Raw genomic sequence first — 24,887 nt, forward strand, 5'->3', positions numbered from 1 at the left:
CGCGGTGGGTCCGTGAGTCCGGTGGGCCCCACAACCCTACACATCTGAACAGAATTCCTGACTCAGAGGACTAGCAGGCGCCGAACCCCCCGTTCGGCGGCACCCCACCCGGCCCCCTTGGAAAGGCGGCCCCGGTCCCTCCCGCGCACGATGCGAGGGAGGCCCGCCGTCTGGCGGCCCTCCACGGTCTGTGCTCTCGGGAGGACCTGCCATGACCGCCAGTCTGGAGCAGTTGCGCCGCTGCCACTTCGCCGTCGACCTGGGGGCGGCCCGTACCCGCGTCTACGTCAAGGGCGCCGGGCTCGTCGTCGACCAGCCGTCCGCCGCCGCCGTGAACACCCGTACCGGCGCCCTGATCGCGGTCGGCGAGCTCGCCGAGAAGATGACGGGCCGTACGCCGCACTACATCCGGGTGGTGCGGCCGGTCTCCGGCGGCACGGTCGTGGACATCGAGATGGCGCAGCGCATGCTGCGGCACCTGCTCGGCGACAAGATGCGCCGCGGTCTGCGCCGCAAGCCGATCCTGCGCGCCGCGGCCTGCACCCCGCACGACGCCGACCCGCTGGCCCAGCGCGCCGCGATCGAGACCCTGGTCGGTCTCGGGGCCCGTCGTGTGGAACTGGTCGACACGCTGATCGCCGCCGCCGTCGGCTGCGGACTGCCCGTGGAGCAGCCCGAGGCCACGATGATCATGGTGTGCGGGGCGGCTGCCACCCAGGTGGCCGTGCTGTCGCTCGGCGCGATCGTCACCGCCGAGCGCATCCCGGTGGGCGGCGAGGCCGTCGACCACGCGATCGTGCAGCACCTGCGCCACGAGCACGAGCTGATGCTGCCGAGCCAGTCCGTACGGCCGTTGCAGCTGGCCCTGTCCGGCAACGGCCTCACCCCGCACGGCCCGGCCTCGACGGAGATCCACGGGCGGGACGTCGCCACGGGCCTGGCCCGTTCGGTCACGGTCGACACAGCCGCCGTGCGGGACGCCATCCAGACGCCGCTCACCGCCATCCTCGACGGCATCGGCAAGGTGCTCCGGGACTGCCCGCCCGACCTGGTCGCCGACCTCGCCGACCGGGGGATCATGATGGTCGGCGGCAGCGCCCTGCTGCCGGGCCTCGACGAGATGCTGCGCGAGGCGACCGGGATGCCCGTGCGCATCGCCGAGCGACCGGACGTGTGCGCCGTACAGGGCCTCGGCGCCATGCTGGAGGGCAAGATCGAGCCGCTGGCGCTGGATCCGCTGGGGGCCTGAGCCGCCCCGGGGCGCTCAGCGGACGAACCAGCAGCGCACGGTCGTACCGCCGTCGCTCCGGTGCACCCGCACCAGGTCGGCGATCAGGTTGACCAGCAGGATGCCGCGCCCCCCGCGCTGGTCTCGGGGGACGGGCCGGCGCCCGGCCAGGACGTCCGAGAGCCGTCCCTCGTCGCGCACCTCGCAGACCACGTACCCGTCCTCGGCCCACATCCGCAGCACACCCGAACCACCGCCGTGCACCACGCTGTTCGTGGTGAGCTCGGCCGTGGCGAGGGCCAGGTCGTCCAGCTTGACGCCGGTGAGCCCGAGCCGCGTCGCCTCACCGACGGCCACGTGCCGGGCCGGGGAGAGCGAGTCGGAGTCGAAGGGGAACGTCAGCGCGTCCGCCACGGGCGGCAGCGGCTCGTTGTAGCGGTCGACGACGGCCCAGGGCGCGTACGCCTCGCTGCTCTCCTCCGTCCGGGAGCCGGAGGGGATGACGGTGGGGTGGGTGGCGTACGCGTCGGCGAGGACGTGCTCGGGGAGCCCCTGGACGTCGTACGGACACAGGATGGTCGCCGTACGGCCCCGGAAGGCCGCGTTGATGAGCGCCTCGTGCTGGGCACAGGCCGGGTACTCGGTGGCGGAGCGCCCGGCCCAGACGGGCTCGCCGATGATCCGCACGCGGCGGCCGGACGGCTGGGCGTCGGCGAACGCGCGCAGCACGCCCGGGATGATCCGGCCCGGGTTGCGCCCGGCCTCCCGCATGTCCAGGAACTTCACGGCGCCCGCGGCCTCGCCCAGGGCGTCCCGGATCAGCGTGAGGTTCTTGCCGGGCACCGCCACCGCCACGGGCTCGCCGGCCGCCAGGCCGTCGCGCACGAAGGGCACGGTGACGTCGAGGTACTCCTGCTCGTCCCGGTAGAAGAGCGCGGGGTGGACGAAGGGGTCGAGGGGCCCGAAGGGCTCGGTCGTGACAGCGGTCATGACGTCGCCACCTCGATTCCCTCCTGGTCGGGCCAGAGCAGATCCAGTGTCCGCCGCAGGGCCGGCGGCGGGCGGCGCACGACGATCCGGCGGCCGTCCCGGAGCTGCCCCGCCGCGGCCGCGAGCGCACCGGCGCCCGCGACGTCTACGAACGTCACGTCGGACAGCTCCAGGTAGTACACGTCCTCATCCTCGCGAACGGCCTGCTCCAGTACGCCTTCCCAGATCTCGCGGGTCGTCAGGCCGACTTCTCCCGCCGCCCGGACCCCCTGCCGCCCGGCCAGCGGAAACACCGCCAGGCCCGGTACGCGGGGTCCGGCGGCCGGCACCTGGTATCGAGTGTTCAAGCTCTCTCCCCACGCCGGTGGCCAAAGCGCTCGTACCCGCCCGGGAAAATCTCATGCCCCGGAACCGGGTGTAGTACGCCGTAAGGCGGGCAGGCGCACGTCACACCGACGTCCACCGGGGGGCGACGTGATCGTTGCACAGTCCGGCTGGGACCGATGACGACCGACGAGGACCGACAGGGCGGTGACATGAAGTCAGCGGCATCACCACACCTCACAGGAGGGCTGAACACCCTGGTCATCAGTGGCCGCGTCGACGCGGAACGTGCCGAGCTCACTCCGCGCGGTGAGCTCGTTCACGGCTGCGCGGACGTCCTGGCCAGAACCCTGGCCGAGCTGCCGGCCACGATCACCCGGGTCGACCTGGACATGGGGCGCGTGCACTTCATGGACTCGGCCGGACTCCAGTTCCTGGACGTCCTGAGCGACTACGGCCGGGGCCGGGCGACGACGGTCACCACCACGAACTGGAACGGCCAGCCGCGCCGGATCCTGGAGCTGGCGGGCCTGGACACCACCGACCCGCTGCGCCCCGCGCCCCACGCCCCCGCCCCGGCCGCCTCCTCGGCGGTCGCCCTGGAGCGCGCAGAGCGCCTGCACCTCCTCCAGTCGGAGGTCGAGCAGCTCCGCCAGGCCATCGCCTCCCGCCCGGTCATCGACCAGGCCCGCGGCATCCTCATGGCCACCCACGGCTGCACCTCCGACCAGGCCTGGCACATCCTCCGGGAGACGTCCCAGCTCTCCAACACCAAGCTCCGCGACGTGGCCGCCGCGGTCACGGCCAGCGCGGAATCCGACGGCCCGCCCCCGCCCCCCGAACTCCGCACGGCCCTGAACAAGGCGCTCGCCCGCCGCCACCACGGCTGATCCGCCAGGACCGGGCCCGCTCGGAGCGACGACCAGGTCACCGGCCCCGTCCCCCGTCGGACCGGCCGGCCACCGACCCCTTGGACAGCGGGCACTACCCGGCGCCCCTCCCTTCTGCACCGCGGCAACCCACTTGATCAGCGCAATACCTGGACGAATCGCTCTCGTTGTCAGCGATGTGCCTCCCGCGACCCCAGCCCCGGCAGACCCGCGCACGACCACCGCTCGGGCGGTGATCGGCGACGACCCGGCGCTGCGGGCGGCCTACCGGCTGTGCCGGCTCCGGACCAGGCGGCAGGACCCCGCGGAGTACGCCCTGATCCAGCTGGTGCCCGCCCCGCTGCGCCCGGCGCTGCACGCCCTGTGGGCGGCCGCCAACGCCCTCGACGACCTGGGCGACGACCGCACCGCCCCCGCCGCCGAACGGGCCGTCCGGGTCGAGGAGTGGATCGCCGCCCTGCACCGCGAACTGCCCACCGGCACCAGCCCGGACCCCGTCCGCCACGCCCTCGTGCACACCGCGGTCCGCTGGCGCCTGGACCTGTCCGAACTGCACGCCGCCATGACACAGGTGCGGGACGACACCCGGGGCAGGCACTTCACCGACTGGACCGAGTGGCGCACCTGGGGCCGGGACAACCTGCTGCCCTGGTTCGGCCAGGTCCGCACGGTCTTCGACCGGGCCGGCGTACCCGTGGCGCTCCGGCTGGACACCCGGGAGACGTACGAGGAGTTCCTCGACGGCGTGCGGCTCACGGACATCCTCACCGACCTGGCCGCCGACCTCGCCCAGGGCGACCTCCTCGTACCCGGTGAGGCGCTGGACAGCCACCCCGGGTCCGCCGCCGACCTGGCGCACCGCCGCTGGAGCCCCGCCGTGTCCGCCCTGATCACGCACCTGACCGGCCTGGCCCGCCAGTGGGTGACCCAGGAGGGCCTCATCAGCCGCGGCATGCACCCCGGCCCCGCCACCGTCCTGCACACGATGGCGGCCCTGCTGCGCGCCCAGCTCGACGCCATCGACACCGCGGGACCGGCCCTCCTCCAGGCCCCGCCCCGCCCCGCTCCCCTCACCCGCGCCCGCATCCTCGCCCCGGCCCGGGCCCGCGCCACCCTGGCCTGGAGCCTGACCCCGCTGACGGTGCCGCCCGCGCACCAGCCCGTCCACGGCGGACGCCCCGTCCTCAGCCGCCCGGCCCACACCGCGGCCTTCCGCTCCCCGCCACCCCACCCCAGCGGCGAGCGGCCACCGGAGATCCCGCCCGCCCACCTGCCCGCCCACGTCGCCGTCATCATGGACGGCAACGGCCGCTGGGCCCAGCAGCGAGGCCTCCCCCGCCACGAGGGTCACCGCGCCGGCGCCGGCGCCGTCCGCGACGTGGTGCACGGCGCCCTGGACATCGGCCTACGACACCTGACTCTCTACACCTTCTCCACCGAGAACTGGCACCGCGACGCCGAAGAGGTCGACGCGATCCTCGACCTCCTGCGCCGCGAACTGACCGACGACCCCTTCCGCGACCTCGACGTCCGGCTGGGCTGGCACGGTCGCGCCGGCCGCCTGCCGCCCGACCTGGTCGACCTCCTCCACCTCAGGGAACGCACCACCCGCACCCGCACGGGCCTGACGCTGACGATGTGCATCGACTACGGCGGCCGGGACGAGCTCACCCGAGCGGCGGCCGCCCTGGCCCGCCGCAGCCGGGCCGGCCGGCTGGACCCGGACCTGATCACCGAGGACGACTTCGCCCGGCACCTGCCCCGCCCGGACCTGCCGGACGTGGACCTGCTCTGGCGCACGGGCGGCGAACACCGCGTCTCCAACTTCCTGCCCTGGCACACGGCCTACGCCGAACTGCACTTCACCCCCGGCCTCTGGCCCGACACCGACCGCCGCGACCTCTGGCAGGCCGTCACCTCCTACACTCGCCGCCAGCGCCGCCACGGCACGACTCCGGCCACGACGGGCCCGCCGGAATAGACGCCCGAGCCGGACTCCGTGAGTACCGGTCAACCTGCCTTCGCGAGGTTCAGGTCGCCCGGACGGACGTGGCTGCCAGGCTGGCGAGGAGTCCGAGGCGTTCCTCGGAGGTCGTGCCCGGTTCGGCGGTGTAGAGGCTCAGGTCGTGCACGGCCCGGGGAGACACGGGCAGGTCCAGGGACTGGTAGGTCAGGTCCAGGAGGCCGACCTCGGGGTGCTGCAGCCGTTTGGTGCCCTCGTGGCGGATGCGGACGTCGTGTGCGGCCCACATGGTGCGGAAGTCGGGACTGGCCGTGGACAGTTCACCGATGAGTTCGCGCAGCGCCCGGTCATGTGGTTCACGCCCGGCCTCGGCACGCAGCAGCGCGACGGTGGCGGCGGCGCCGGAGTCCCAGTCGACGAAGAAGTCCTTGGAGTCCGGGTCGAGGAAGTGATAGCGGGCGAAGTTGGCGCGGCCGCGCGTGTCGGTGGTGGGGCTGTCGAACATCGGCGCGTGCAGGGCCCTCGCCAGCGGGTTGGTGGCGACGACGTCCAGACGGCCGTTGCGTACGAAGGCAGCGGACATCGCGACGGAGTCCAGCAGCCACTGGATGCGGGGCGGGACCTCGACGTCCCTGCGTCGGGACGGCGTGCGCCGGGCGGGCCGGGCGGCGCGAGCCAGGTCGAACAGGTAGGTGCGTTCGTCGTCGTCCAACTGCAGTGCCTGGGCGACCGCGGTCAGTACGTCCTCGGAGACGCCACTGATGTGACCCTTCTCCAGGCGGGTGTACCACTCGGTGCTCACCCCTGCGAGCACGGCGACCTCCTCACGCCTGAGCCCCGGGACCCGGCGCCGGGCGCTGGTCGGCAGCCCGGCCCGCTCCGGGGTGATCTTGGCGCGTCGGCTGGCGAGAAAGTCCCGGATCTCCGTGCGGTGGTCACTGGTGTGGTCGGCCATGCGTTCCACGGTAGCCACCGCGGGGTGCGGAGGGAGGTCGAGCTTGTACCCCCCATAAACGCGACCTTCTCCGCCCGCGGGAGGGCGGGTTCCGTGGGTTCCGCACACCGAAAAGCACCCACGGAGTTGATGCATGAGTACGCGAGGAGCAACCCTCCGCGCCCCCGCCGAGACCGCACGGGCTGAGAACCCCCGGCCTTCGTCCGCCCGGCTGCCGCTCGTCGTCCACGTGCTCGCACTCGGCACGTTCCTGATGGGCACCACCGAGTTCGTCGTGGCCGGCCTGCTGCCCGAGATCGCGGGCGATCTGCGGGTCGGCGTCGCCCGGACCGGACTGCTGATCACCGTCTTCGCCGTCGGGATGATCGTCGGCGCGCCGCTGATGGCGATGCTGACGCTGCGGCTGCCCAAGCGGCTGACCCTGGTGCTCGCCCTGGGCGTCTTCGCCGCCGGGCACGTCGTCGTGGCCCTCGGCTCCGGCTTCACCCTGCTGCTGGCGGCGCGCTTCCTGACCGCGATCGCCACCGGCGCGTTCTGGGCCGTGGCCAACGTGGCCGCCGCGCACGCCGCGGGCCCGGCCGCCCGTTCCCGAGCCCTCGGGATCGTCGGCGCCGGAGCCATGCTCGCCAACGTCGTCGGCGTGCCGCTGGGCGCGTTCGCCGGACAGCTCATGGGCTGGCGGGGACCGTTCTGGGCCCTCGCCGCCGCCTCCGCCGCGGCCATCGCGCTGATCGCGCGCACCGTCCCCCACGACGGCGGCGACCGGCGGACGGTGTCGGTCCGCTCGGAGCTGACCGCCCTGCGCTCCGGCCGCCTGTGGATGGTCCTGGCCGCCTGCGCCACCACGACCGGCGGCGTCCTGGCCGCGTACTCCTACATCGCACCGCTGCTGACCGACCGGACCGGTCTGGCCGCAGGACTGGTGCCGCTGGTCCTCGTCGGCTTCGGCCTCGGAGCCCTCGGGGGCTCGATCATCGGTGGCCGCCTGGGCGACCGCCGTCCGCACGCGGTGACCGTCATCGCGGCCGCGGGCGCCGCCCTCCTGCTGCCGGCGCTCGTCCTGCTGGCCGGCTCCGCCCCCGCCACGGTCGTCCTGGTCGTGCTGCTGGGCTTCTTCGGCCTCGGCGCCAACCCGGTCCTGATGGCCCTGGCCGTCCGCTATGCCGGCCAGGCACCCACCCTGGCCTCCGCCCTGACCGTGTCGGCGTTCAACCTCGGCACCGCCGTCGGCTCCTGGGCCGCCGGACTCACCCTCGACTCCGGCCTCGGATCCACCGGCCCCGCCGTCGTCGGCACCGCCATCGCCGCCCTCACCCTGATCCCCACCACCGCCATCGCGCTCACCAGGAGCGACTGATCCACACCGCCCCCGACACCCACCACTCGGAAGGTTCTGCGTCGATGCGCACGGGGTACCCCCTGGCCCGTCAGCCGTGGCGGAACGAGAACGGGAGTGAAGATGGGCGGAGCCGCTGCAGGAGCGCAGCGCGAACAGGCGGCATCCCAGGACTGGCCGGACCGGGTGCGGCGGTGGTTCGGCCGGGCGGGTTCGGACGGGCACGAGCGGCACACCCTGGCCCTCATCGGCAAGTGCACCCTCGCGGCCACCGTCGCCTGGGTGATCGCACGCGATGTGATGGCCGCGCAGTCACCGGCGTTCGCGCCGTTCTCCGCGGTGCTGATCATGCAGGTCACCGTCTACCAGTCGCTGGTGCAGGCCTTGCGCTACGTCGGCGCGGTCGCCGTGGGCGTGGGGCTGCAGGGTGTGCTGGGCCTGCTGGCCGGCCCCCGCCTGCTCACGTTCGTGCTGGTGACCCTGGCGGCCCTGGCCATCGGACGGTGGCGGCCGCTGGGCTCCCAGGGCTCCCAGGTCGCCACCGCGGCGTTCTTCTCCTTCTCCACCTACGTCGCGGCCACCAGCGACGCCCAGCGCTGGTCCCAGCTCGGGCAGATCATCGTGCTCGTGCTCATCGGCTGCGGCGTCGGCGTCGTGGTGAACACGCTGGTGCTGCCTCCCCTGCGCTACCGCAGCGCCGAGTACGGCATCCACACCCTCGCCCACTCGCTGTGCGACCTGGTCGGCGACATGTACCCGGCGCTGCGTGAGGGGAAGCTGGAGGAGGAACACACCCGGCACTGGCGCCGGCGCGCCTCCCATCTGACACCGATCGTGCAGCAGGCCCAGTCCTCGGTGCACACCGCCTGGGAGAGCACCCTCTACAACCCCCTGCGCCTACGGCGCCGTCACCGCCACCGCACCTCCTTCGACGGCTACCAGGCCGTCGTCGACGCCCTGGAACGCGTCACCCACCAGGTGGCCTCCATGACCCGCAGCCTCGACCAGTGGCACGCCGACGCCGACTCCAGCCCGGACTACGTCGACTTCGCCCGCTCCTACGGCGACTTCCTGGCCTCGCTCGCCGATATCGCCGAGTTGCTCAGCCAGGTCGACGAAGAGCGTCTGCGAGACCAGGCGGACCAGCTCTGCGAGGCCGCCGCCAAGGCTCAGCGGTGCCGCGACCGGCTGGAGGAGGAGGCCCGCGCCGGCTCCCTCCCGCTCAGCGACCCCGCCCAGCCATACGGCATCCTCATGGCCGAGGCGTCACGGCTGACGGACGAGTTCCAGCACACCTGCGACGTGCTCAAGCACGGCGTGGACGAAGCCCGCACCCCGACCGCCGCGGCAGGGAGCGAGCAGGGCTGAGCGCGGTGATCCAGGAGGGGAAACTGTGCGTTCGGCGCTGATATGGCTCGTACGGCTGTGCTCGCTCGCGGCGTGGGTCGCGGCCGCCGTGGCCTGTGTGTGGCTGCTGGGGGCCACCGCCATGGCCCGGCCCTGGCACCAGCCCTTCGTGTGGGGCGCCGTCGCCGTGGGATGTGCGGTGACGCGGGTGGTGGCGCTGTGGGTGCTGCGCGGTGAGCCCAAGGCCGACGGGTTCACGGACGAGTTCTGGGTCAGGCTGCGCACCGGTGCCCTCTGGGCACTGGTCGCGTTCTCCTCCGCTGTGCTCGCCGCCGCCCTGCTGACCTCGTCCAACGCGGGCGGGAAGCTCGACGCCCTGCGCGACGCGGGAGCGGAGGTGAGCACCGCGACGGTCATGGAACGGCAGTCGACAAGGGAGGAGTTGAGCGACGGTGTCGTGAAGGGATACGCGTCCCGGCTCGTGGTCTCCGTGCCGGGCGGTGCCGAACGGCTCACCGTACGCGGCGCCTATACCTACGAGAAGCCGGGCAAGGGCACCGAGGTCGACGTCCTGTGGGCCCGGTCCGACCCCGGTCTGGGCGGTTACGTCAACGAGAGCAAGGACCTGCCCACGCTCGCCGGGAACCGCTGGAAGGCCTTCCAGGACGACGAGTTGGGCACGGGCTCCTTGATCGCCTTCATCGTCGTCGCACTCATCGGCACGGTCCTGACTCCTGTGTTCACCTTCGTGCCCGACGCCGACGGCCTTCAGGAGGTGGCCTGGTCGGCGCCGTTCCAGACGGCGCGCACCGCGCTGGCCGTGCTGGTGTTCTGGGGCTGGAGTCCCCTGATGCTGGGGAGCCAGCCGAGCGTGCCGCAGACGCTCGTCGCCGTCGGCGGCTTCTGCCTGATCCTGCTGGGGTACGTGCTCACGTCGCTGCGCGGCTTCGACTGACCTGACCGTCCGCCGAGGCGCTCGTCGGCCCTGACGTAAGCCGTACGAGGGAGCCTGCGGCGGGTTACTGCGGCATTCGTGCGGCGAACGCAATTGCGCGAGTAATGTCGCAATCCGATTGCCGCAGGTCACGACGATTCTGCTGGAGTGGGGCGGGTGGGACTCGAACCCACGGCCGACGGATTATGAGTCCGCTGCTCTAACCGGCTGAGCTACCGCCCCATAGCGGCGTGTCGCGTACATGTGTGCGCGCCGTCTGCCGCAGCATAGCCGCTCATACGATCTCCTGCTTCGGCTGGGCGGCTTCGCACGGCCTTCGTGACCATGAGGACCGCGACGGGCTCCGCGCGGTTCCCAGGACATCGGAACAGGCATGAAAAAGGACCCCTGAGTGGGGTCCTCGTTCATCATGCTCCCCCGACTGGACTCGAACCAGTAACCTGCCGGTTAACAGCCGGCTGCTCTGCCAATTGAGCTACGGAGGACCGAGCTCCCCGGACTGGACTCGAACCAGTAACCTGCCGGTTAACAGCCGGCTGCTCTGCCAATTGAGCTACCGAGGAATGCCTCGTTGCATCGAACGTACCTACCTGGGTATCCGCCAGGGGGCGCTCGCTCGCTGCGACACATACATTAGCGCAAGCAGGGGGGTGCTCCGCCAATCGGTACCCCGCGGGGCGCCGACTCTGCATCTGAGACCTACGCAAGGGAAGGGTGGCCGCCATGCGTTACCGGCTCACGTTCGTCGCCGGAGTCGTCCTGGGTTACGTGCTGGGCACGCGGGCCGGACGCGAGCGCTACGAGCAGCTGAAGAAGACGGCCCAGCAGTTCGCTCAGAACCCCGCCGTCCGCAACACCGCCGAGTCGGCGGCCCACCAGGGCCGTGAGTTCGCGGGCAAGGCGTACCACGTGGTGAGCGACAAGGTCGGGGACCGGGTCCCCGAGTCGGTGGCCGACCGGGTCCGCCACCTCCGCGACCGCGCCACCCACAACGGCGGCGAGGACGACTGGGGCACGAGCAATACGTGACAGTTCTGCTGTGGCGCCGGGCGGGGTCATGCCCTCAGAGGCACGGGGCTGTACCGATGTGCGGCTCCGCCGGGTGGGCGCGACCAGCCACAACGCGCCCGCACACAGTCTCGGCGACACACCCCCACGGCGCCCACGGCCCAACCCAAGCGGAGCGTGCGGCAGAATTTTGGCCATGGGGATAGTCGCCGGGTTGGACAGTTCACCCGATTTCACTCGTATCGTCGTCTGTGACACGGACTCCGGAGCCGTGCTCAGGCAGGGATATGCGCAGCATCCGGTGGAGAGCCCCGAGGGCGGCGGCCGGCCGTCCGACGTCGATCCGCAGGCCTGGCTGCTGTCCCTGGGCGAGGCGGCGGGCGGCGGGCTCCTCGAAGGTGTGCAGGCCATCGGCGTGTCGGCACAGCAGAACGCCGTCGTGCCACTGGACGCGCAGGGCAACACCGTGCGTCCCGCGATGGTCGGCGGCGACAAGCGGACGCAGGTCGCGGCGGCCGATCTGGTCGACGCGCTCGGCGGGCGCGAGGCGTGGGCGCAGGCCGTGGGCTGTGTGCCGCAGGCCGCGCAGCCGGTGACGAAGCTGCGCTGGCTGGCCCGGACGGAACCCGAGAACGCGCAGCGCACCGCGATCCTCCTGCAGGCGCACGACTGGCTGGTGTGGCAGCTGCTGGGCCGGCCGGTCAGGAGAACCACCGACCGGGGCGGAGCGTCCGGTACCGGGTACTGGTCGGCGGCGACCGGCGGCTACCGGACCGATCTCGTCGAGCTCGCGCTCGGGCAGCAGGCGATGCTGCCGGAGGTGATCGGCCCGGCGGACGCGGCGGGCCGGACGCCGGAGGGGCTGCTGATCTCCGTCGGGACCGGCGAGACCATGGCGGCGGCGTTCGGGCTGGGCATCGGCCTCGGGGACGCGGTCGTGTCGCTGGGCGCGTCCGGGTCCGTGATGGCCGTACACCCCGAGGCGCTGGTCGACGGATCCGGGATGATCACCGCGCTGGCCGACGCGACCGGCATGCACCTGCCGGTCGTCACCACGCTGAACGCCGTACGGACGCTGCGCGGTACCGCCGAGCTGCTCGGGCTGCCCGATCTGGAGAGCCTGTCCGACCTGGCGATGAAGTCGACGCCGGGGTCGCACGGGCTGGTGCTGCTGCCCTATCTGGAGGGTGAGCGGACGCCGAACCTGCCGCACACCGCCGGCACGCTGGCGGGGCTGAGGCGGGAGTCGATGAAGGCGGAGCATCTGGCGCGGGCGGCGTTCGAGGGCATGCTGTGCGGGCTCGCGGACGCGCTGGACGTGCTGCGCGGCCGGGGCGTGGAGGTGCGGCGGGTCTTCCTGCTCGGGTCGGCCGCCGAACTGCCCGCCGTGCAGGCGGCCGCGCCCTCGCTGTTCGGGACGCAGGTCGTGGTGCCGCAGCCCGCCGACTACGCCGCGATCGGCGCCGCCCGCCAGGCCGCCTGGGCGCTCGGCGTGTCGCAGGGCTCGCTCGACGCGCGGACCCCGCCGACCTGGCAGGGCGCGGTCGCACAGGTGCTGGAGCCCGGGGAGGAACTGGCCGTGGGCCAGGCGGTGCGGCAGCAGTTCGTCGCGGTGCGGGAGCAGACACATCCCGGGGCGCTGCGGTAGTCGGCAGCCGGCCCGGTAGGCCCTGTTGGGTTAATTCGGTTGAGGTAACGCGGGTGGAGTGTTCGACGATAGGGGCCAGGGGCAACCAACCGGCCCTGTCGCCCACTCCGAGAGAAGCAGCGTGCTCATACGACTTCTGCGGACCTATCTCAGGCCCTACAAGAAACCCATAGCCCTGCTGGTGCTGCTGCAGTTCCTGCAGACCTGCGCCACGCTCTACCTGCCCACGCTGAACGCGGACATCATCGACCAGGGTGTCGTGAACGGCGACACCGGCTACATCGTGGGCTACGGCGGCCTGATGATCGGCATCTCGCTGGTCCAGGTCGTGTGCAACATCGGTGCCGTGTACTACGGCGCCCGTACGGCCTCGGCGCTCGGGCGGGACGTGCGGGCGTCCGTGTTCGACCGGGTGCAGTCGTTCTCCTCGCGTGAGCTGGGGCACTTCGGGGCGCCGTCGCTGATCACCCGTACGACGAACGACGTCCAGCAGGTGCAGATGCTGGCGCTGATGACGTTCACGCTGCTGGTGTCGGCGCCGATCATGTGCGTGGGCGGCATCGTGCTGGCACTCGGCCTGGACGTGCCGCTGTCCGGGGTGCTGGTGGCGGTCGTGCCGGTGCTGGGCGTCTGCGTGACACTGATCGTGCGGCGGCTGCGGCCGCTGTTCCGGGCGATGCAGGAGCGGCTGGACACCGTGAACCGGGTGCTGCGCGAGCAGATCACCGGCAACCGGGTGATCCGGGCCTTCGTACGGGACGAGTACGAGCAGCAGCGCTTCCGGAAGGCCAACACCGATCTCACCGAGTTCGCGCTGGGCACCGGCAATCTGCTCGCGCTGATGTTCCCGATCGTGATGACCGTGGTGAACCTGTCGTCGATCGCGGTGGTCTGGTTCGGGGCTCACCGCATCGACAGCGGCGGAATGCAGATCGGTGACCTGACGGCGTTCCTCGCCTATCTGATGCAGATCGTCATGTCCGTGATGATGGCCACCTTCATGTTCATGATGGTGCCGCGCGCGGAGGTGTGTGCCGAGCGGATCCAGGAGGTGCTGGACACCGAGTCGAGTGTCGTACCGCCGTCCGCGCCGGTGCGGGAGCTGCGGCGGCACGGGCATCTGGAGATCCGGGGTGCCGGGTTCCGCTATCCGGGTGCCGAGGAGCCGGTGTTGCGGTCCGTGGACCTGGTGGCCCGGCCGGGTGAGACGACCGCCGTCATCGGCTCGACCGGCAGCGGCAAGTCGACGCTGCTCGGGCTGGTGCCGCGGCTGTTCGACGCGACCGACGGGCAGGTGCTCGTGGACGGGGTCGAGGTGGCGGAGATCGATCCGGTGCTGCTCGCGCGGACCGTCGGGCTGGTGCCGCAGAAGCCGTACCTCTTCGCGGGCACGGTGGCGACGAACCTACGCTACGGCAATCCGGAGGCCACCGACGAGGAGCTGTGGCACGTGCTGGAGGTCGCGCAGGGCAAGGACTTCGTCGAGCGTCTCGAGGGCGGGCTCGACGCGCCGATCGCGCAGGGCGGGACGAATGTGTCGGGTGGTCAGCGGCAGCGGCTGGCGATCGCCCGGACGCTGGTGCAGCGGCCCGAGATCTATCTCTTCGACGACTCCTTCTCCGCCCTCGACTACGCGACCGACGCCGCCCTGCGGGCCGCGCTCGCGCGGGAGACCGCCGAGGCGACCGTGGTGATCGTCGCCCAGCGGGTGGCGACCATCCGGGACGCCGACCGGATCGTCGTCCTCGACGAGGGCCGGGTCGTCGGCACCGGCCGGCACCACGAGCTGATGGCGGACAACGAGACCTACCGGGAGATCGTGCTCTCCCAGCTCACGGAAGCGGAGGCTGCCTGATGGCCGGGCCGATGGGGCGGATGATGGCCGGGGGCGGCCCCGACCAGCGCTCGCTGGACTTCAAGGGGTCGGGCAAACGGCTGGTCGCGCGGTTCCGGCCGGAGCGGCTGACGATCGGCGTGCTGCTGCTGTGCGTGGTGCTGAGCGTCGGGCTCAGCGTCGTCGGGCCGAAGATCCTCGGCAAGGCGACCGACCTGGTCTTCGCGGGCATCGTCGGGCGGGGCATGCCCGAGGGGGCGAGCAAGGAGCAGGTCCTCGACTCCATGCGGGAGCGCGGGGACGGTGACGTCGCCGACATGCTGCGCGGCACCGACTTCACCCCGGGCGAGGGCATCGACTTCACGGCCGTGGGGCATGTGCTGCTGCTCGCGCTGGGCGTGTTCGCGGTGGCCGGGCTGCTGATGGCGGTGGCGACGCGGCTGGTGAACCGGGCCGTGAACCGGACCATGTTCCGGATGCGCGAGGACGTGCAGACGAAGCTGTCGCGGCTGCCGCTGTCGTACTTCGACAAGCGTCAGCGCGGCGAGGTGCTGTCCCGGGCGACCAACGACATCGACAACATCGGGCAGACGCTCCAGCAGTCGATGGGGCAGCTCATCAACTCGGTGCTGACCATCATCGGCGTCCTCGCGATGATGTTCTACGTCTCCTGGATCCTGGCGCTGGTCGCGCTGGTGACCGTGCCGCTGTCCTTCGTCATCGCCACGCGCGTGGGCAAGCGGTCGCAGCCGCACTTCGTGCAGCAGTGGCGTACGACGGGCAAGCTGAACGCGCACATCGAGGAGATGTACACCGGGCACACCCTGGTGAAGGTGTTCGGGCGGCAGGAGGAGTCGGCCAGACAGTTCGCCGAGCAGAACGACGCGCTGTACGAGGCCGGGTTCCGGGCGCAGTTCAACAGCGGGGTCATGCAGCCGCTGATGATGTTCGTGTCGAACCTCAACTACGTACTGGTCGCGGTCGTCGGCGGGCTGCGGGTCGCCTCGGGCTCGCTGTCCATCGGTGACGTGCAGGCCTTCATCCAGTACTCGCGGCAGTTCTCGATGCCGCTGACGCAGGTCGCGTCGATGGCGAACCTGGTGCAGTCGGGTGTCGCATCGGCGGAGCGGGTCTTCGAGCTGCTGGACGCGGAGGAGCAGGGGGCCGATCCGGTGCCGGGCGTGCGGCCCGAGGAGCTGCGCGGGCTGGTGGCGCTGGAGCGGGTGTCGTTCCGCTACGACCCCGACACGCCGCTGATCGAGGACCTGTCGCTGAAGGTCGAGCCGGGACACACGGTGGCCATCGTCGGGCCGACGGGCGCCGGCAAGACGACGCTCGTGAATCTGCTGATGCGGTTCTACGAGGTCACCGGAGGGCGCATCACCCTCGACGGGGTCGACATCGCGCGGATGTCCCGGGACGAACTGCGGGCCGGGATCGGCATGGTGCTCCAGGACACCTGGCTGTTCGGCGGCACGATCGCGGAGAACATCGCGTACGGCGCGTCCCGGAAGGTGACCCGGGGGGAGATCGAGGAGGCGGCCCGGGCCGCGCACGCGGACCGGTTCATCCGGACGCTGCCGGACGGGTACGACACGGTGATCGACGACGAGGGGACCGGGGTCAGCGCGGGCGAGAAGCAGCTGATCACCATCGCCCGGGCGTTCCTGTCCGATCCGGTGATCCTGGTGCTGGACGAGGCGACGTCGTCCGTCGACACCCGGACCGAGGTGCTGATCCAGAAGGCCATGGCGAAGCTGGCGCACGGGCGGACGTCGTTCGTCATCGCGCACCGGCTGTCGACGATCCGGGACGCGGACGCGATTCTGGTCATGGAGAACGGTTCGATCGTCGAGCAGGGCACGCATGGGGAGTTGCTGGCCTCGGACGGGGCCTATGCGCGGCTGTACAAGGCGCAGTTCGCGCAGGCGGTGGCGGAGGTGGACTGAGTCCGCGGGCCCGGTGGGGGCTGGTCGCGCAGTTCCCCGCGCCCCTTCAGGGGCGCGGGCGGCGTCAGTCCAGATAGCCCCTCAGCTGGTCCGCGAAGGTGTGGTCGCGGAGTTTGTTCAGGGTCTTGGACTCGATCTGCCGTATCCGCTCCCTGGTCACGCCGAAGATCCTGCCTATCTCCTCCAGCGTGCGGGGGCGGCCGTCCGCCAGCCCGTAGCGGAGCTGGACGACCTTTCTCTCCCGCTCCCCCAGGGTCGACAGGACCGCTTCCAGGTGCTCCCTGAGGAGGAGGAACGCGGCCGACTCCACAGGGCTGGTGGCGTCGCCGTCCTCGATGAGGTCGCCGAGGGCGACGTCGTCCTCCTCGCCCACGGGCGCGTGCAACGACACCGGCTCCTGGGCGAGGCGCAGCACCTCGCTGACCCGCTCCGGCGCCAGGTCCAGGTGCGCGGCGACCTCCTCGGGCGTCGGCTCGTAGCCTCGCTCCTGGAGCATCCGCCGCTGCACCCGTACGACCCGGTTGATCAGCTCCACGACGTGGACGGGGACCCGGATGGTGCGGGCCTGGTCGGCCAGGGCGCGGGACATGGCCTGGCGGATCCACCAGGTGGCGTAGGTGGAGAACTTGTAGCCGCGGGCGTAGTCGAACTTCTCGACGGCCCGGATGAGGCCGAGGTTGCCCTCCTGGACGAGGTCGAGCATGGTCAGCCCGCGGCCGACGTACCTCTTCGCCACGGACACGACGAGCCGCAGGTTCGCCTCGATGAGCCGGCGTTTGGCGACCCGGCCCATGACGACGAGCCGGTCGAGGTCCAGCGCCAACTGGCTGTCCAGGTCGGGCGTGTTGCCCAGCTTCTCCTCGGCGAAGAGCCCGGCCTCGACACGGCGGGCGAGTTCGACCTCCTCGGCCGCAGTCAGCAGGGGGATGCGGCCGATCTCCCGCAGGTACTGGCGGAAGAGATCCGAGGAGGGGCTGCCGCTCTCGGTGCGGACCGGCGGCCGCACGACGGTTTCGGCGGCCTCGGCGGTCTCGAGGGCCCCGGCGGGCGGCTCCTCCGGCTCCGGTTCCGTCTCGGGGTGGTGCACGACGAGGCTCTGCGCCGGAACCGCGGGCAGGGCGTCGTCCTCCGCGTCCGGCGCGGCACCGGCGTCGGTCTGGGTGAGCGTCTGGGTCTGCACGGGGGCGACCTCCAGGATGATCGCTGCCAAGGTGGGCGGCAGCGGTACTTCGGGGGCGGAGTCGACGGCCTCGCCGCTTTCCGTCCCGTACGCGATGAGCGGAACCGCGGGGGTCTGGGACCCGTCGGTGACGGATCGGCCGCGCTCCGAGGACTCAGGCACCGCAACCCAGTGTGGGGGAAGACACATCGTCGCCACGAGGGGCGTGCGATGACTTTTTGCGTTCGGGACGTGACCGCGTGGTGACGTCAGAGCGCGGCGGCGCCGTGTTCGCGCAGGGTCTGGTCGTACTGCTGGAGGACCCAGAGTTCGTTCTGGACGGCGGCGAGCTGGGCCGGGTCGCCCTGGGTGGCCAGGCGCGTGAGCTGGCCGGTGATGTCGCGGATGCGGCGCTCGACGGCGCGGCGGCGGACGGTGACCAGCTGGGCGCCGGCGTACACCTCGTCGACGCCCTTGACGCCCTTGTGCAGCATGATCGCCTCGACGGCGAGCTCCGTGACCGTCGCGCGGACCGCGTCGTCGGGGGCGGCCTCGCGGACCTTGACCAGGTAGTCCTGGGGGTCTTCGACGCCCAGTTCGGCGCCGCCCGCGTCCAGGATGGCCATGCGGACGGCGGCGTAGGGCGGGGCGGTGAACTCGTCGGCTCCGTAGGCGTCGAAGGCCGGGGAGACGAGTTCCGGGCGCTGGAGGGCCAGTTTGAGGAGTTCGCGTTCGGTGGCGAAGACGGGGTTGCGGAGGTTGAGGGCGGGGCCGCGGGGGCCGGTGGAGGGCTGGGCGGCGGCGTACTGCTGGGACGTCTGCTGGTGGCGGTCGGGGGCCGGGCCCTTGCCGCCGCGGTCGCGGGCCCAGCGGGCCAGCTGGGCCACGCGCTTGACCACGAACTGGGTGTCGAGGATGCCGAGCATGCCGGCGAGCTGGACGGCGACCTCGTGCTGGGCACCGCTGTTCTTGATGCGGGCGACGACGGGTGCCGCCTCGTCCAGGGCTGCGGCGCGGCCCGCGGGGGTGTCGAGGTCGTAGCGGGCGACGATCTGGCGGAGGGCGAACTCGAAGAGCGGGGTGCGGGGTTCGACCAGGTCGGCCACGGCCTCGTCGCCCTTGGCGAGGCGCAGGTCGCAGGGGTCCATGCCGTCGGGGGCGATGGCGATGTACGTCTCGGCGGCGAACTTCTGGTCGTCCTCGAACGCGCGCAGGGCCGCCTTCTGGCCGGCGGCGTCGCCGTCGAAGGTGAAGATGACGCGGGCCGAGCCGTTGTCCATGAGGAGGCGGCGGAGGATCTTGATGTGGTCGCCGCCGAAGGCCGTGCCGCAGGTGGCGATGGCGGTGGTGACGCCGGCCAGGTGGCAGGCCATGACGTCCGTGTAGCCCTCGACCACGACCGCGCGGCTGGACTTGGCGATGTCCTTCTTCGCCAGGTCGATGCCGTAGAGGACGTGGGACTTCCTGTAGATCGCCGTGTCGGGCGTGTTGAGGTACTTGGGGCCGTTGTCCGCCTCGTAGAGCTTGCGGGCGCCGAAGCCGACGACCTCGCCGCCGATGTCGCGGATGGGCCACATCAGCCGGCCGCGGAAGCGGTCGATGGGGCCGCGGCGGCCCTCCTGGGAGAGCCCGGAGAGGAGCAGCTCCTTGTCGGTGAAGCCCTTGCCGCGCAGGAAGCGGGTGAGGTGGTCCCAGCCCTGGGGGCTGTAGCCGACGCCGAAGTGGACGGCGGCGGCCTGGTCGAAGCCGCGCTCGGCGAGGAAGACCCGGCCGGTGTCGGCCTCGGGGGACGTCGCGAGCTGTTCCGCGTACCACTCCGCCGCGATCTTGTGGGCCTCGACCAGGCGGATCCGTTCGCCGCGCTGGTGGGAGGGGTTGTACCCGCCCTCCTCGTAGCGCAGGGTGATGCCCGCCTGGCCGGCCAGGCGCTCGACCGCCTCCGAGAAGGAGAGGTGGTCGATCTTCATCACGAACGTGATGGTGTCGCCGCCCTCCTGGCAGCCGAAGCAGTGGAACAGCCCCTTGCTGGGGCTGACCTGGAAGGAGGGCGACTTCTCGTCGTGGAACGGGCAGAGACCCTTGAGGTTCCCGCCGCCCGCGCCCCGCAGCTGGAGGTACTCGGACACCACGGCGTCGATCGGGACCGCGTCCCGTACCGCCTTCACGTCCTCGTCGTTGATCCGTCCAGCCACGCGTGAATTCTACGGGGACGGGAGCGGGCCTACGGCGCCAGGCTTTCCAGCGGAACGTGCGGGTCCGCCAGGGACTCCGTGTTCACCTGGGCCTTGGTACGGATCAGGTGCTGGATCTTGTCTGTGACGTCCCACACGTTGACGTTCATCCCGGCCAGGACGCGGCCCTCCTTCACCCAGAAGGCGATAAACTCGCGCTTGCCGGCGTCCCCGCGGATCACCACCTGGTCGTAGGTGCCCGGGGGCGCCCAGCCGGAGTACTCCATGCCCAGGTCGTACTGGTCGGAGAAGAAGTAGGGCACGCGGTCGTACGTCACGTCGCGGTCGAGCATGCAGCGGGCGGCCGCCGGTCCGCCGTTCAGCGCGTTGGCCCAGTGTTCCACCCGCAGGCTGGTCTCGAAGAGGGCGTGGTGGAAGGAGGCCACGTCGCCGGCGGCGTAGATGTCCGGGTCGGAGGTGCGCAGCCGCTCGTCGACGACGACGCCCCCGCCGTGGGCACGGTCGGCGATCTCCAGGCCGGCCGCCTCCGCGAGGTGGGTGCGGGGGGCCGCGCCGATCGCGGCCAGGACGTCGTGCGCCGGGTGCTCCTCGCCGTCGTCGGTGCGGGCCGCGAGGACCATGCCGTCTTGGCCGACGATCTCGGTGAGCCGGGCGCCGAAGTGGAAGCGGACGCCGTGCTCGCGGTGCAGCTCGGCGAAGAGTCCGCCGAGCTCCGGGCCCAGGACGTGGTGCAGGGGGGTCGGGCCGCGCTCGATGACCGTGACCTCCGCGCCGTACTCGCGGGCCGCCGCCGCGACCTCCAGGCCGATCCAGCCGGCGCCCGCGATCACGAGGTGGCCGTTGTCACGGCCGAGGTTGGCCAGGACGTGCTTGAGCCGCTCGGCGTGGGCGAGGCGGCGCAGGTGGTGCACGCCCGCCAGGTCCGTGCCCGGGACGTCGAGGCGGCGGGGCTCGGCGCCGGTGGCCAGGAGCAGCTTGTCGTAGCGGACGACGGTGCCGTCCTCGCCGAAGCGGACCGTCTTCGCCGTGCGGTCGATCGCGTCGACCGTCTGGCCGAGGTGGAGCTCGATGTCGTTGGCCGCGTACCAGGCGGGCTCGTGCACGAAGACGCTGTCGCGTTCCTCCTTGCCGAGGAGGTAGCCCTTGGACAGGGGCGGGCGCTCGTAGGGGTGGTCACGTTCGTCGCAGATCAGTATCACGCGGCCGGTGAAGCCCTCCGTGCGGAGCGTCTCGGCTGCCTTGGCTCCTGCCAGTCCGCCTCCGACGATGACGAATGTCTGATCCGCGTCGACCACTTGATGCCTCCTCGTAACGGTGTCGCCACTTGCGAGCGTCCCGCACGGAGTGTGATGCGGGAAGAGGGAGTGACCCGATCAGGCCACGGAGGGTCACATTCGGGGGTGCTCAGGTCCCGACCGTCGCGTCAGTCTCATGCCTGCCCCGTCAGACGGGCGTGAAGCGAGCGGGCCGACGTGTCGGTGAGGGAGGCGATCTGGTCGACGATCACCCGCTTGCGGGCACGGTCGTCCGGCGCCCGGTCGAACAGGGCGCGGAACTGCGGGTCCAGGCCGTCCGGGGCGCGGGCGGTGAGCGCCTCGGCCAGTTCGGCCACGACGATCCGCTGGTCGGCGCGCAGGCGTTCCTGCTCGGCGCGCTGCATGACGTAGAGGTCGGCGACGGCCTTGAGGACGGCGCACTCCATCCGGGCCTCGCGCGGCACGACCAGCTCGGCGGCGTACCGGGTGAGCCGCCCGCTGCCGTATGCCGCGCGGGTCGCGGTCTCTGCGGCCAGGCAGAAGCGGCCGATGAGCTGGCTGGTGGCGTCCTTCAGCCGGGCCTGCGCCACGGCGGTGCCGTCGTAGCCGTGCGGCCACCATTCCTGGGCGAGGAGCCGGTCGAGGGCCTCGGCGAGTTCGGCCGGGTCGGTGTCGGACGGTACGTAGCGGCCCCGGGCGACCTCGAAGACGTCCTGGCGTTCGGGGTCGGCGTGCAGGCAGTTCGGGTCGATGTGGGCGGCGTGCAGGCCGTCCTCCACGTCGTGCACCGAGTAGGCCACGTCGTCGGACCAGTCCATGACCTGCGCCTCGAAGCAGGTGCGGGTGCCGGGGGCGTCCTTGCGGAGCCAGTCGAAGACGGGGCGGTCGTCGTCGTAGACACCGAACTTCGGGGAGTCCGGGTCGGTGGGGTGGGCGCCTCGGGGCCAGGGGTACTTGGTGGCGGCGTCCAGGGTGGCGCGGGTGAGGTTGAGGCCGACGGAGCCGTCCGGCGTGAACCGCTTGGGCTCGATGCGGGTGAGAAGTCTGAGGGACTGGGCGTTGCCCTCGAAGCCGCCGCAGTCGGACGCGAACTCGTTGAGGGCCTGTTCGCCGTTGTGGCCGAAGGGCGGGTGGCCGAGGTCGTGGGAGAGGCAGGCGGCTTCGACGAGGTCGGGGTCACAGCCGAGGGCCGCGCCCAGTTCGCGGCCGACCTGGGCGCATTCCAGGGAGTGGGTGAGGCGGGTGCGGGGGCTGGCGTCCCAGGCCGGGCCCATGGTGCCGGGCGTCACCACTTGGGTCTTGCCGGCGAGGCGTCGCAGGGCGGCGGAGTGGAGGACCCTTGCCCTGTCGCGCTGGAAGGCTGTGCGGCCGGGGCGTTTGTCTGGTTCCTGGGCCCAGCGGTCGACTGACGTCGGGTCGTAGGCAGGGGGGTGTTGTGCGGTGCCGTCCATGTGTCGACAGTATGCGCCCGTGCCTGTGCCGGGTTCTGTTTTCGGGCGGGTGCGGGTCGGTCGGGGCTGGTCGCGCAGTTCCCCGCGCCCCTGGGGAACCGCGCCAGCCGGCGTACTAGGCCGAGGCCAGTTCCGGTACGGCCGGTGATGTCGCCAAGGCCTCGTCGTAGCGGTGGAGGAGGAGGTCGGCCATCGCCGGGTGGGTTCCGAGGGGGGACGCCGCTATCCAAGGCGCCTGCTGCGCGCACTCCGTGGCGAAGCGGCCCGGGGCCGTGAAGTAGGACGCCAGGGCGATCTGGTGGCGGCCCCTGGCGAGGAGGGTGCGGACGGCCGACTGGACCGTGGGGGTCGCGGCCGAGGCGTAGGCGGGGAGAACGGGGACGCCCAGGCGGGCCGCCAGGAGTGCGGCGGTGCGGGCGGTGTCCCGTTTGGCGTCCGGGTCGCGGGAGCCCGCCGCCGCGAGGACGACCGCGCTGGTGTCGCGGGGGGTCCGGCCCCAGCCGGCCTCCGTCAGGCGGGACTCGAGGGCGTCCACCAGGAGGGGGTGCGGGCCCAGGGGGGCGGCCAGGTGTGTGCGGGCCGGGGAGGCTGCCGCCATCTCGGGGATGTCCCGCTTGACGTGGTAGCCGCGGCTGAGGAGGAGGGGGACGAGGACCGCTTCCGAGTCCCCGAGGGCGGCGAGCGTGTCGGGGAGCAGGGGGGCGTTCAGTTCGATGTGCCCGAGACGCACCGGCAGGCCGGGGCGCAGCGCGCGGACCCGGTCCAGGAGGGCGCGGACCGTGCTCAGCGCGCGCGGGTCGCGGCTGCCGTGCGCCACGACGACGAGGGCGGGCGGGACCGGGCGGCGGGCCGCGGTCGGCGGGACGAGGCTGAGCTGGCTGGACATGTACCGATGGTCGCGGCGGCACGTTGCCTTCCCGTTGCGTGGGGGTCACCGGTGTGTTTTCCGGCGGTTCACCATGGGGGTCATGGCCGGTGTGAGCACCCTTGACCTGGGGTTTCGGAGTTTCGCGTGAAGCTGGTCACCCGCCGTGCGGTGAACCGGACGGGCCGATCGGACGTCCTCGAAGGTCAGACCGACCTGGGGAGGGACCTGTCCGATGCGTGCTCCGACGTTCCGCAGACCGAGGCTGCCGCGTACCCGCCGCGGGCAGCGGCGGCTGGTGCAGGCCGTGATGGCCGGGTGTGTGCTCGGGCTGCTTCCGGCCACCTGGATGTACGCGGTGGCGGGTGACCGGCTGCGTACGGCGGCGGATGCGCCGCGTACCGATGTGGCCGTGGTGTTCGGGGCCGGGCTGTGGGAGGGGGAGCCCTCGCCGTATCTCGCGCACCGGCTGGACGCGGCGGCGGAGCTGTACCGGAAGGGGCGGGTGAAGGTGGTGCTCGTCACCGGGGACAACAGCCGCGAGGACTACGACGAGCCGGACGCGATGCGCGGGTATCTGACCCGGCACGGGGTGCCCGACGGGCGGATCGTCAGCGACTACGCCGGGTTCGACACGTGGGACTCCTGCGTGCGCGCGAAGAAGATCTTCGGTGTGGACGAGGCCGTGCTGATCAGCCAGGGGTTCCACATCCGGCGGGCGGTGGCGCTGTGTGAGGCGGCGGGGGTCGAGTCGTACGGCGTCGGGGTGGACGCGGTGCACGACGCTACCTGGTACTACGGCGGTGCCCGGGAGATCTTCGCCGCCGGGAAGGCGGCGCTGGACGCGGCGTTCCGGCCGGACCCCCGGTTCCTCGGGCCTCAGGAGCGGGGCGTGGAGCGGGCGTTGGCCACGGCCGAATGACCTGTCGGATGAATCAGGACGTTCTGTGGAAGCGGGTTTGACGCGCACATTTCACCCCAGGGCGTGAAATGTGCCTTCGGCGCTCTCCGTGTTCGCGTCATACACTTAGTGTCTTCGGCGTGCGGCGGCGGATCGGGCCGCCGTCGCGAACTGGGGGAAGGGACATCTGATGACTCGACTTCGCTCCGCGCTGGTGATGGCCGCCGCGGGCGCGCTGCTGGCCGTGCCGGCCGCCATGGGGACCGCTTCGGCGGCTCCCGTGACCGCGGCGGCGGTCAAGGCCCCGGAGCCGGGCTGCGCGAAGCTCGGCGCCTCCGGCCAGTGGTGGGCCGACATCCACAACGTGTGCGGGCACACCATCTCCGCCAGCGTGGAGGTCGATGGCTTCGACCCCTCCTGTATCCAGATCGGCCCCGGCGGGGTCGGGAGGATCGGTCTGGACGTGGGCGACGAGCCGTACTACGCGTACGAGTGCTGACCGGGGCCGTGCCCTGACCAGTCACGGTCCCTGCACGTGGCCGGGGGTGGGAGCGCGGTCCGCGCGCTCCCACCCCCGATCCGTGCGTCGTCCCCCGGGCGGGGGCCGTGCCTCACGCGGACCCGGCGGCGACGGGG

The 24,887-nt window shown here is 71.9% G+C and carries 20 protein-coding genes and 3 tRNA genes; 12 read left to right on the forward strand and 11 right to left on the reverse strand.

All coding sequences use genetic code 11. The annotated features are described in order from the left end of the window. Positions 1-211: 211 nt before the first annotated feature. On the forward strand, positions 212-1,249 hold the full coding sequence (locus tag ACFZBT_RS00335) for a rod shape-determining protein (protein WP_391097342.1): 1,038 nt from the start codon (positions 212-214) through the stop codon (positions 1,247-1,249). Between the two features lie 15 nt (positions 1,250-1,264). On the opposite strand, the gene ACFZBT_RS00340 is transcribed toward ACFZBT_RS00335, so the two are convergent. Beyond that, on the reverse strand, positions 1,265-2,218 hold the full coding sequence (locus ACFZBT_RS00340) for an anti-sigma factor RsbA family regulatory protein (RefSeq protein ID WP_391097343.1): 954 nt from the start codon (positions 2,216-2,218) through the stop codon (positions 1,265-1,267). Then, positions 2,215-2,565 (reverse strand): STAS domain-containing protein, encoded by a 351-nt coding sequence (locus tag ACFZBT_RS00345; RefSeq protein ID WP_391097344.1) that lies wholly within the window; start codon positions 2,563-2,565, stop codon positions 2,215-2,217. The genes ACFZBT_RS00340 and ACFZBT_RS00345 overlap by 4 nt, the downstream gene beginning before the upstream one ends. Positions 2,566-2,754: 189 nt before the next feature. Here ACFZBT_RS00345 and ACFZBT_RS00350 point away from each other — a divergent pair, with 189 nt between their 5' ends. Next, positions 2,755-3,432: an ANTAR domain-containing protein gene (locus tag ACFZBT_RS00350; protein ID WP_391097857.1), complete on the forward strand. Its 678-nt coding sequence runs from the start codon at positions 2,755-2,757 to the stop codon at positions 3,430-3,432. Positions 3,433-3,664: 232 nt separating this feature from the next. Then, on the forward strand, positions 3,665-5,413 hold the full coding sequence (uppS, locus tag ACFZBT_RS00355) for a polyprenyl diphosphate synthase (RefSeq protein ID WP_391097345.1): 1,749 nt from the start codon (positions 3,665-3,667) through the stop codon (positions 5,411-5,413). 49 nt (positions 5,414-5,462) lie between these two features. Here the strand turns inward: uppS and ACFZBT_RS00360 are convergent, their stop codons facing one another. Then, positions 5,463-6,350 carry a helix-turn-helix domain-containing protein gene (locus ACFZBT_RS00360; protein ID WP_391097346.1) on the reverse strand — a complete coding sequence of 296 codons (888 nt, stop codon included), beginning with the start codon at positions 6,348-6,350 and terminating at the stop codon, positions 5,463-5,465. Positions 6,351-6,483: 133 nt separating this feature from the next. Between ACFZBT_RS00360 and ACFZBT_RS00365 the strand changes: the two genes are divergently transcribed. The 3 genes from ACFZBT_RS00365 (at position 6,484) to ACFZBT_RS00375 (ending at position 9,988) form a co-directional block, all read left to right on the forward strand. Further along, on the forward strand, positions 6,484-7,707 hold the full coding sequence (locus tag ACFZBT_RS00365; RefSeq protein WP_391097347.1) for an MFS transporter: 1,224 nt from the start codon (positions 6,484-6,486) through the stop codon (positions 7,705-7,707). 102 nt (positions 7,708-7,809) lie between these two features. After that, on the forward strand, positions 7,810-9,054 hold the full coding sequence (locus tag ACFZBT_RS00370; protein WP_391097348.1) for an aromatic acid exporter family protein: 1,245 nt from the start codon (positions 7,810-7,812) through the stop codon (positions 9,052-9,054). 25 nt (positions 9,055-9,079) lie between these two features. Next, positions 9,080-9,988, forward strand: a complete 909-nt coding sequence (locus tag ACFZBT_RS00375; protein WP_391097349.1) for a hypothetical protein — start codon at positions 9,080-9,082, stop codon at positions 9,986-9,988. A gap of 148 nt (positions 9,989-10,136) precedes the next feature. Here the strand turns inward: ACFZBT_RS00375 and ACFZBT_RS00380 are convergent. The 3 genes from ACFZBT_RS00380 to ACFZBT_RS00390 form a co-directional block, all read right to left on the reverse strand. Continuing rightward, positions 10,137-10,210, reverse strand: a tRNA-Ile gene (locus ACFZBT_RS00380). A 190-nt stretch (positions 10,211-10,400) separates the two neighbouring features. After that, a tRNA-Asn gene (locus tag ACFZBT_RS00385) sits at positions 10,401-10,473 on the reverse strand. Between the two features lie 5 nt (positions 10,474-10,478). Next, a tRNA-Asn gene (locus ACFZBT_RS00390) sits at positions 10,479-10,551 on the reverse strand. 160 nt (positions 10,552-10,711) lie between these two features. Between ACFZBT_RS00390 and ACFZBT_RS00395 the strand changes: the two genes are divergently transcribed. The 4 genes from ACFZBT_RS00395 (at position 10,712) to ACFZBT_RS00410 (ending at position 16,427) form a co-directional block, all read left to right on the forward strand. Continuing rightward, on the forward strand, positions 10,712-11,017 hold the full coding sequence (locus tag ACFZBT_RS00395) for a YtxH domain-containing protein (RefSeq protein ID WP_189725003.1): 306 nt from the start codon (positions 10,712-10,714) through the stop codon (positions 11,015-11,017). A gap of 175 nt (positions 11,018-11,192) precedes the next feature. After that, positions 11,193-12,644, forward strand: coding sequence for an FGGY family carbohydrate kinase (locus tag ACFZBT_RS00400; RefSeq protein WP_391097350.1), 1,452 nt, complete (start codon positions 11,193-11,195; stop codon positions 12,642-12,644). 121 nt (positions 12,645-12,765) lie between these two features. Beyond that, complete coding sequence (locus ACFZBT_RS00405; RefSeq protein WP_391097351.1) at positions 12,766-14,499, forward strand: ABC transporter transmembrane domain-containing protein; 1,734 nt, start codon at positions 12,766-12,768, stop codon at positions 14,497-14,499. Next, on the forward strand, positions 14,499-16,427 hold the full coding sequence (locus ACFZBT_RS00410) for an ABC transporter transmembrane domain-containing protein (RefSeq protein ID WP_391097352.1): 1,929 nt from the start codon (positions 14,499-14,501) through the stop codon (positions 16,425-16,427). Before ACFZBT_RS00405 ends, ACFZBT_RS00410 begins: the two co-directional genes overlap by 1 nt. Positions 16,428-16,491: 64 nt before the next feature. Here the strand turns inward: ACFZBT_RS00410 and ACFZBT_RS00415 are convergent, their stop codons facing one another. From ACFZBT_RS00415 to ACFZBT_RS00435, 5 genes are all read right to left on the reverse strand, one after another. After that, positions 16,492-17,769, reverse strand: coding sequence for a sigma-70 family RNA polymerase sigma factor (locus ACFZBT_RS00415; RefSeq protein WP_391097353.1), 1,278 nt, complete (start codon positions 17,767-17,769; stop codon positions 16,492-16,494). An 86-nt stretch (positions 17,770-17,855) separates the two neighbouring features. Further along, positions 17,856-19,778, reverse strand: a complete 1,923-nt coding sequence (dnaG, locus tag ACFZBT_RS00420) for a DNA primase (protein ID WP_391097354.1) — start codon at positions 19,776-19,778, stop codon at positions 17,856-17,858. 29 nt (positions 19,779-19,807) lie between these two features. Then, positions 19,808-21,073, reverse strand: coding sequence for an FAD-dependent oxidoreductase (locus tag ACFZBT_RS00425; protein WP_391097355.1), 1,266 nt, complete (start codon positions 21,071-21,073; stop codon positions 19,808-19,810). Positions 21,074-21,207: 134 nt separating this feature from the next. After that, complete coding sequence (locus ACFZBT_RS00430) at positions 21,208-22,485, reverse strand: deoxyguanosinetriphosphate triphosphohydrolase (RefSeq protein WP_391097356.1); 1,278 nt, start codon at positions 22,483-22,485, stop codon at positions 21,208-21,210. 115 nt (positions 22,486-22,600) lie between these two features. After that, the gene (locus tag ACFZBT_RS00435; RefSeq protein WP_391097357.1) at positions 22,601-23,371 is read right to left on the reverse strand and encodes a CbiX/SirB N-terminal domain-containing protein; all 771 of its coding nucleotides are present in this window, start codon (positions 23,369-23,371) and stop codon (positions 22,601-22,603) included. Between the two features lie 214 nt (positions 23,372-23,585). Here ACFZBT_RS00435 and ACFZBT_RS00440 point away from each other — a divergent pair, with 214 nt between their 5' ends. Both ACFZBT_RS00440 and ACFZBT_RS00445 read left to right on the forward strand, forming a co-directional pair. Further along, complete coding sequence (locus tag ACFZBT_RS00440) at positions 23,586-24,272, forward strand: ElyC/SanA/YdcF family protein (RefSeq protein WP_391097358.1); 687 nt, start codon at positions 23,586-23,588, stop codon at positions 24,270-24,272. A gap of 169 nt (positions 24,273-24,441) precedes the next feature. Continuing rightward, a complete protein-coding gene (locus tag ACFZBT_RS00445) occupies positions 24,442-24,750 on the forward strand; it encodes a hypothetical protein (RefSeq protein WP_391097359.1) in 309 nt (102 codons plus the stop codon). The last annotated feature ends 137 nt before the right edge of the window (positions 24,751-24,887 follow it).

This window comes from Streptomyces sp. NPDC008137, from assembly GCF_042957035.1.
Classification (GTDB): domain Bacteria; phylum Actinomycetota; class Actinomycetes; order Streptomycetales; family Streptomycetaceae; genus Streptomyces.

Bases quoted from the DNA above. Each gene is read 5' to 3' on its own strand.
- ACFZBT_RS00335 (WP_391097342.1), top strand. From the start codon at position 212: ATGACCGCCAGTCTGGAGCAGTTGCGCCGCTGCCACTTCGCCGTCGAC.
- ACFZBT_RS00395 (WP_189725003.1), top strand. From the start codon at position 10,712: ATGCGTTACCGGCTCACGTTCGTCGCCGGAGTCGTCCTGGGTTACGTG.
- ACFZBT_RS00435 (WP_391097357.1), bottom strand. From the start codon at position 23,371: ATGTCCAGCCAGCTCAGCCTCGTCCCGCCGACCGCGGCCCGCCGCCCG.
- ACFZBT_RS00370 (WP_391097348.1), top strand. From the start codon at position 7,810: ATGGGCGGAGCCGCTGCAGGAGCGCAGCGCGAACAGGCGGCATCCCAG.
- ACFZBT_RS00445 (WP_391097359.1), top strand. From the start codon at position 24,442: ATGACTCGACTTCGCTCCGCGCTGGTGATGGCCGCCGCGGGCGCGCTG.
- ACFZBT_RS00400 (WP_391097350.1), top strand. From the start codon at position 11,193: ATGGGGATAGTCGCCGGGTTGGACAGTTCACCCGATTTCACTCGTATC.
- ACFZBT_RS00410 (WP_391097352.1), top strand. From the start codon at position 14,499: ATGGCCGGGCCGATGGGGCGGATGATGGCCGGGGGCGGCCCCGACCAG.
- ACFZBT_RS00340 (WP_391097343.1), bottom strand. From the start codon at position 2,218: ATGACCGCTGTCACGACCGAGCCCTTCGGGCCCCTCGACCCCTTCGTC.
- ACFZBT_RS00360 (WP_391097346.1), bottom strand. From the start codon at position 6,350: ATGGCCGACCACACCAGTGACCACCGCACGGAGATCCGGGACTTTCTC.
- ACFZBT_RS00430 (WP_391097356.1), bottom strand. From the start codon at position 22,485: ATGGACGGCACCGCACAACACCCCCCTGCCTACGACCCGACGTCAGTC.
- ACFZBT_RS00365 (WP_391097347.1), top strand. From the start codon at position 6,484: ATGAGTACGCGAGGAGCAACCCTCCGCGCCCCCGCCGAGACCGCACGG.
- ACFZBT_RS00440 (WP_391097358.1), top strand. From the start codon at position 23,586: ATGCGTGCTCCGACGTTCCGCAGACCGAGGCTGCCGCGTACCCGCCGC.
- ACFZBT_RS00350 (WP_391097857.1), top strand. From the start codon at position 2,755: ATGAAGTCAGCGGCATCACCACACCTCACAGGAGGGCTGAACACCCTG.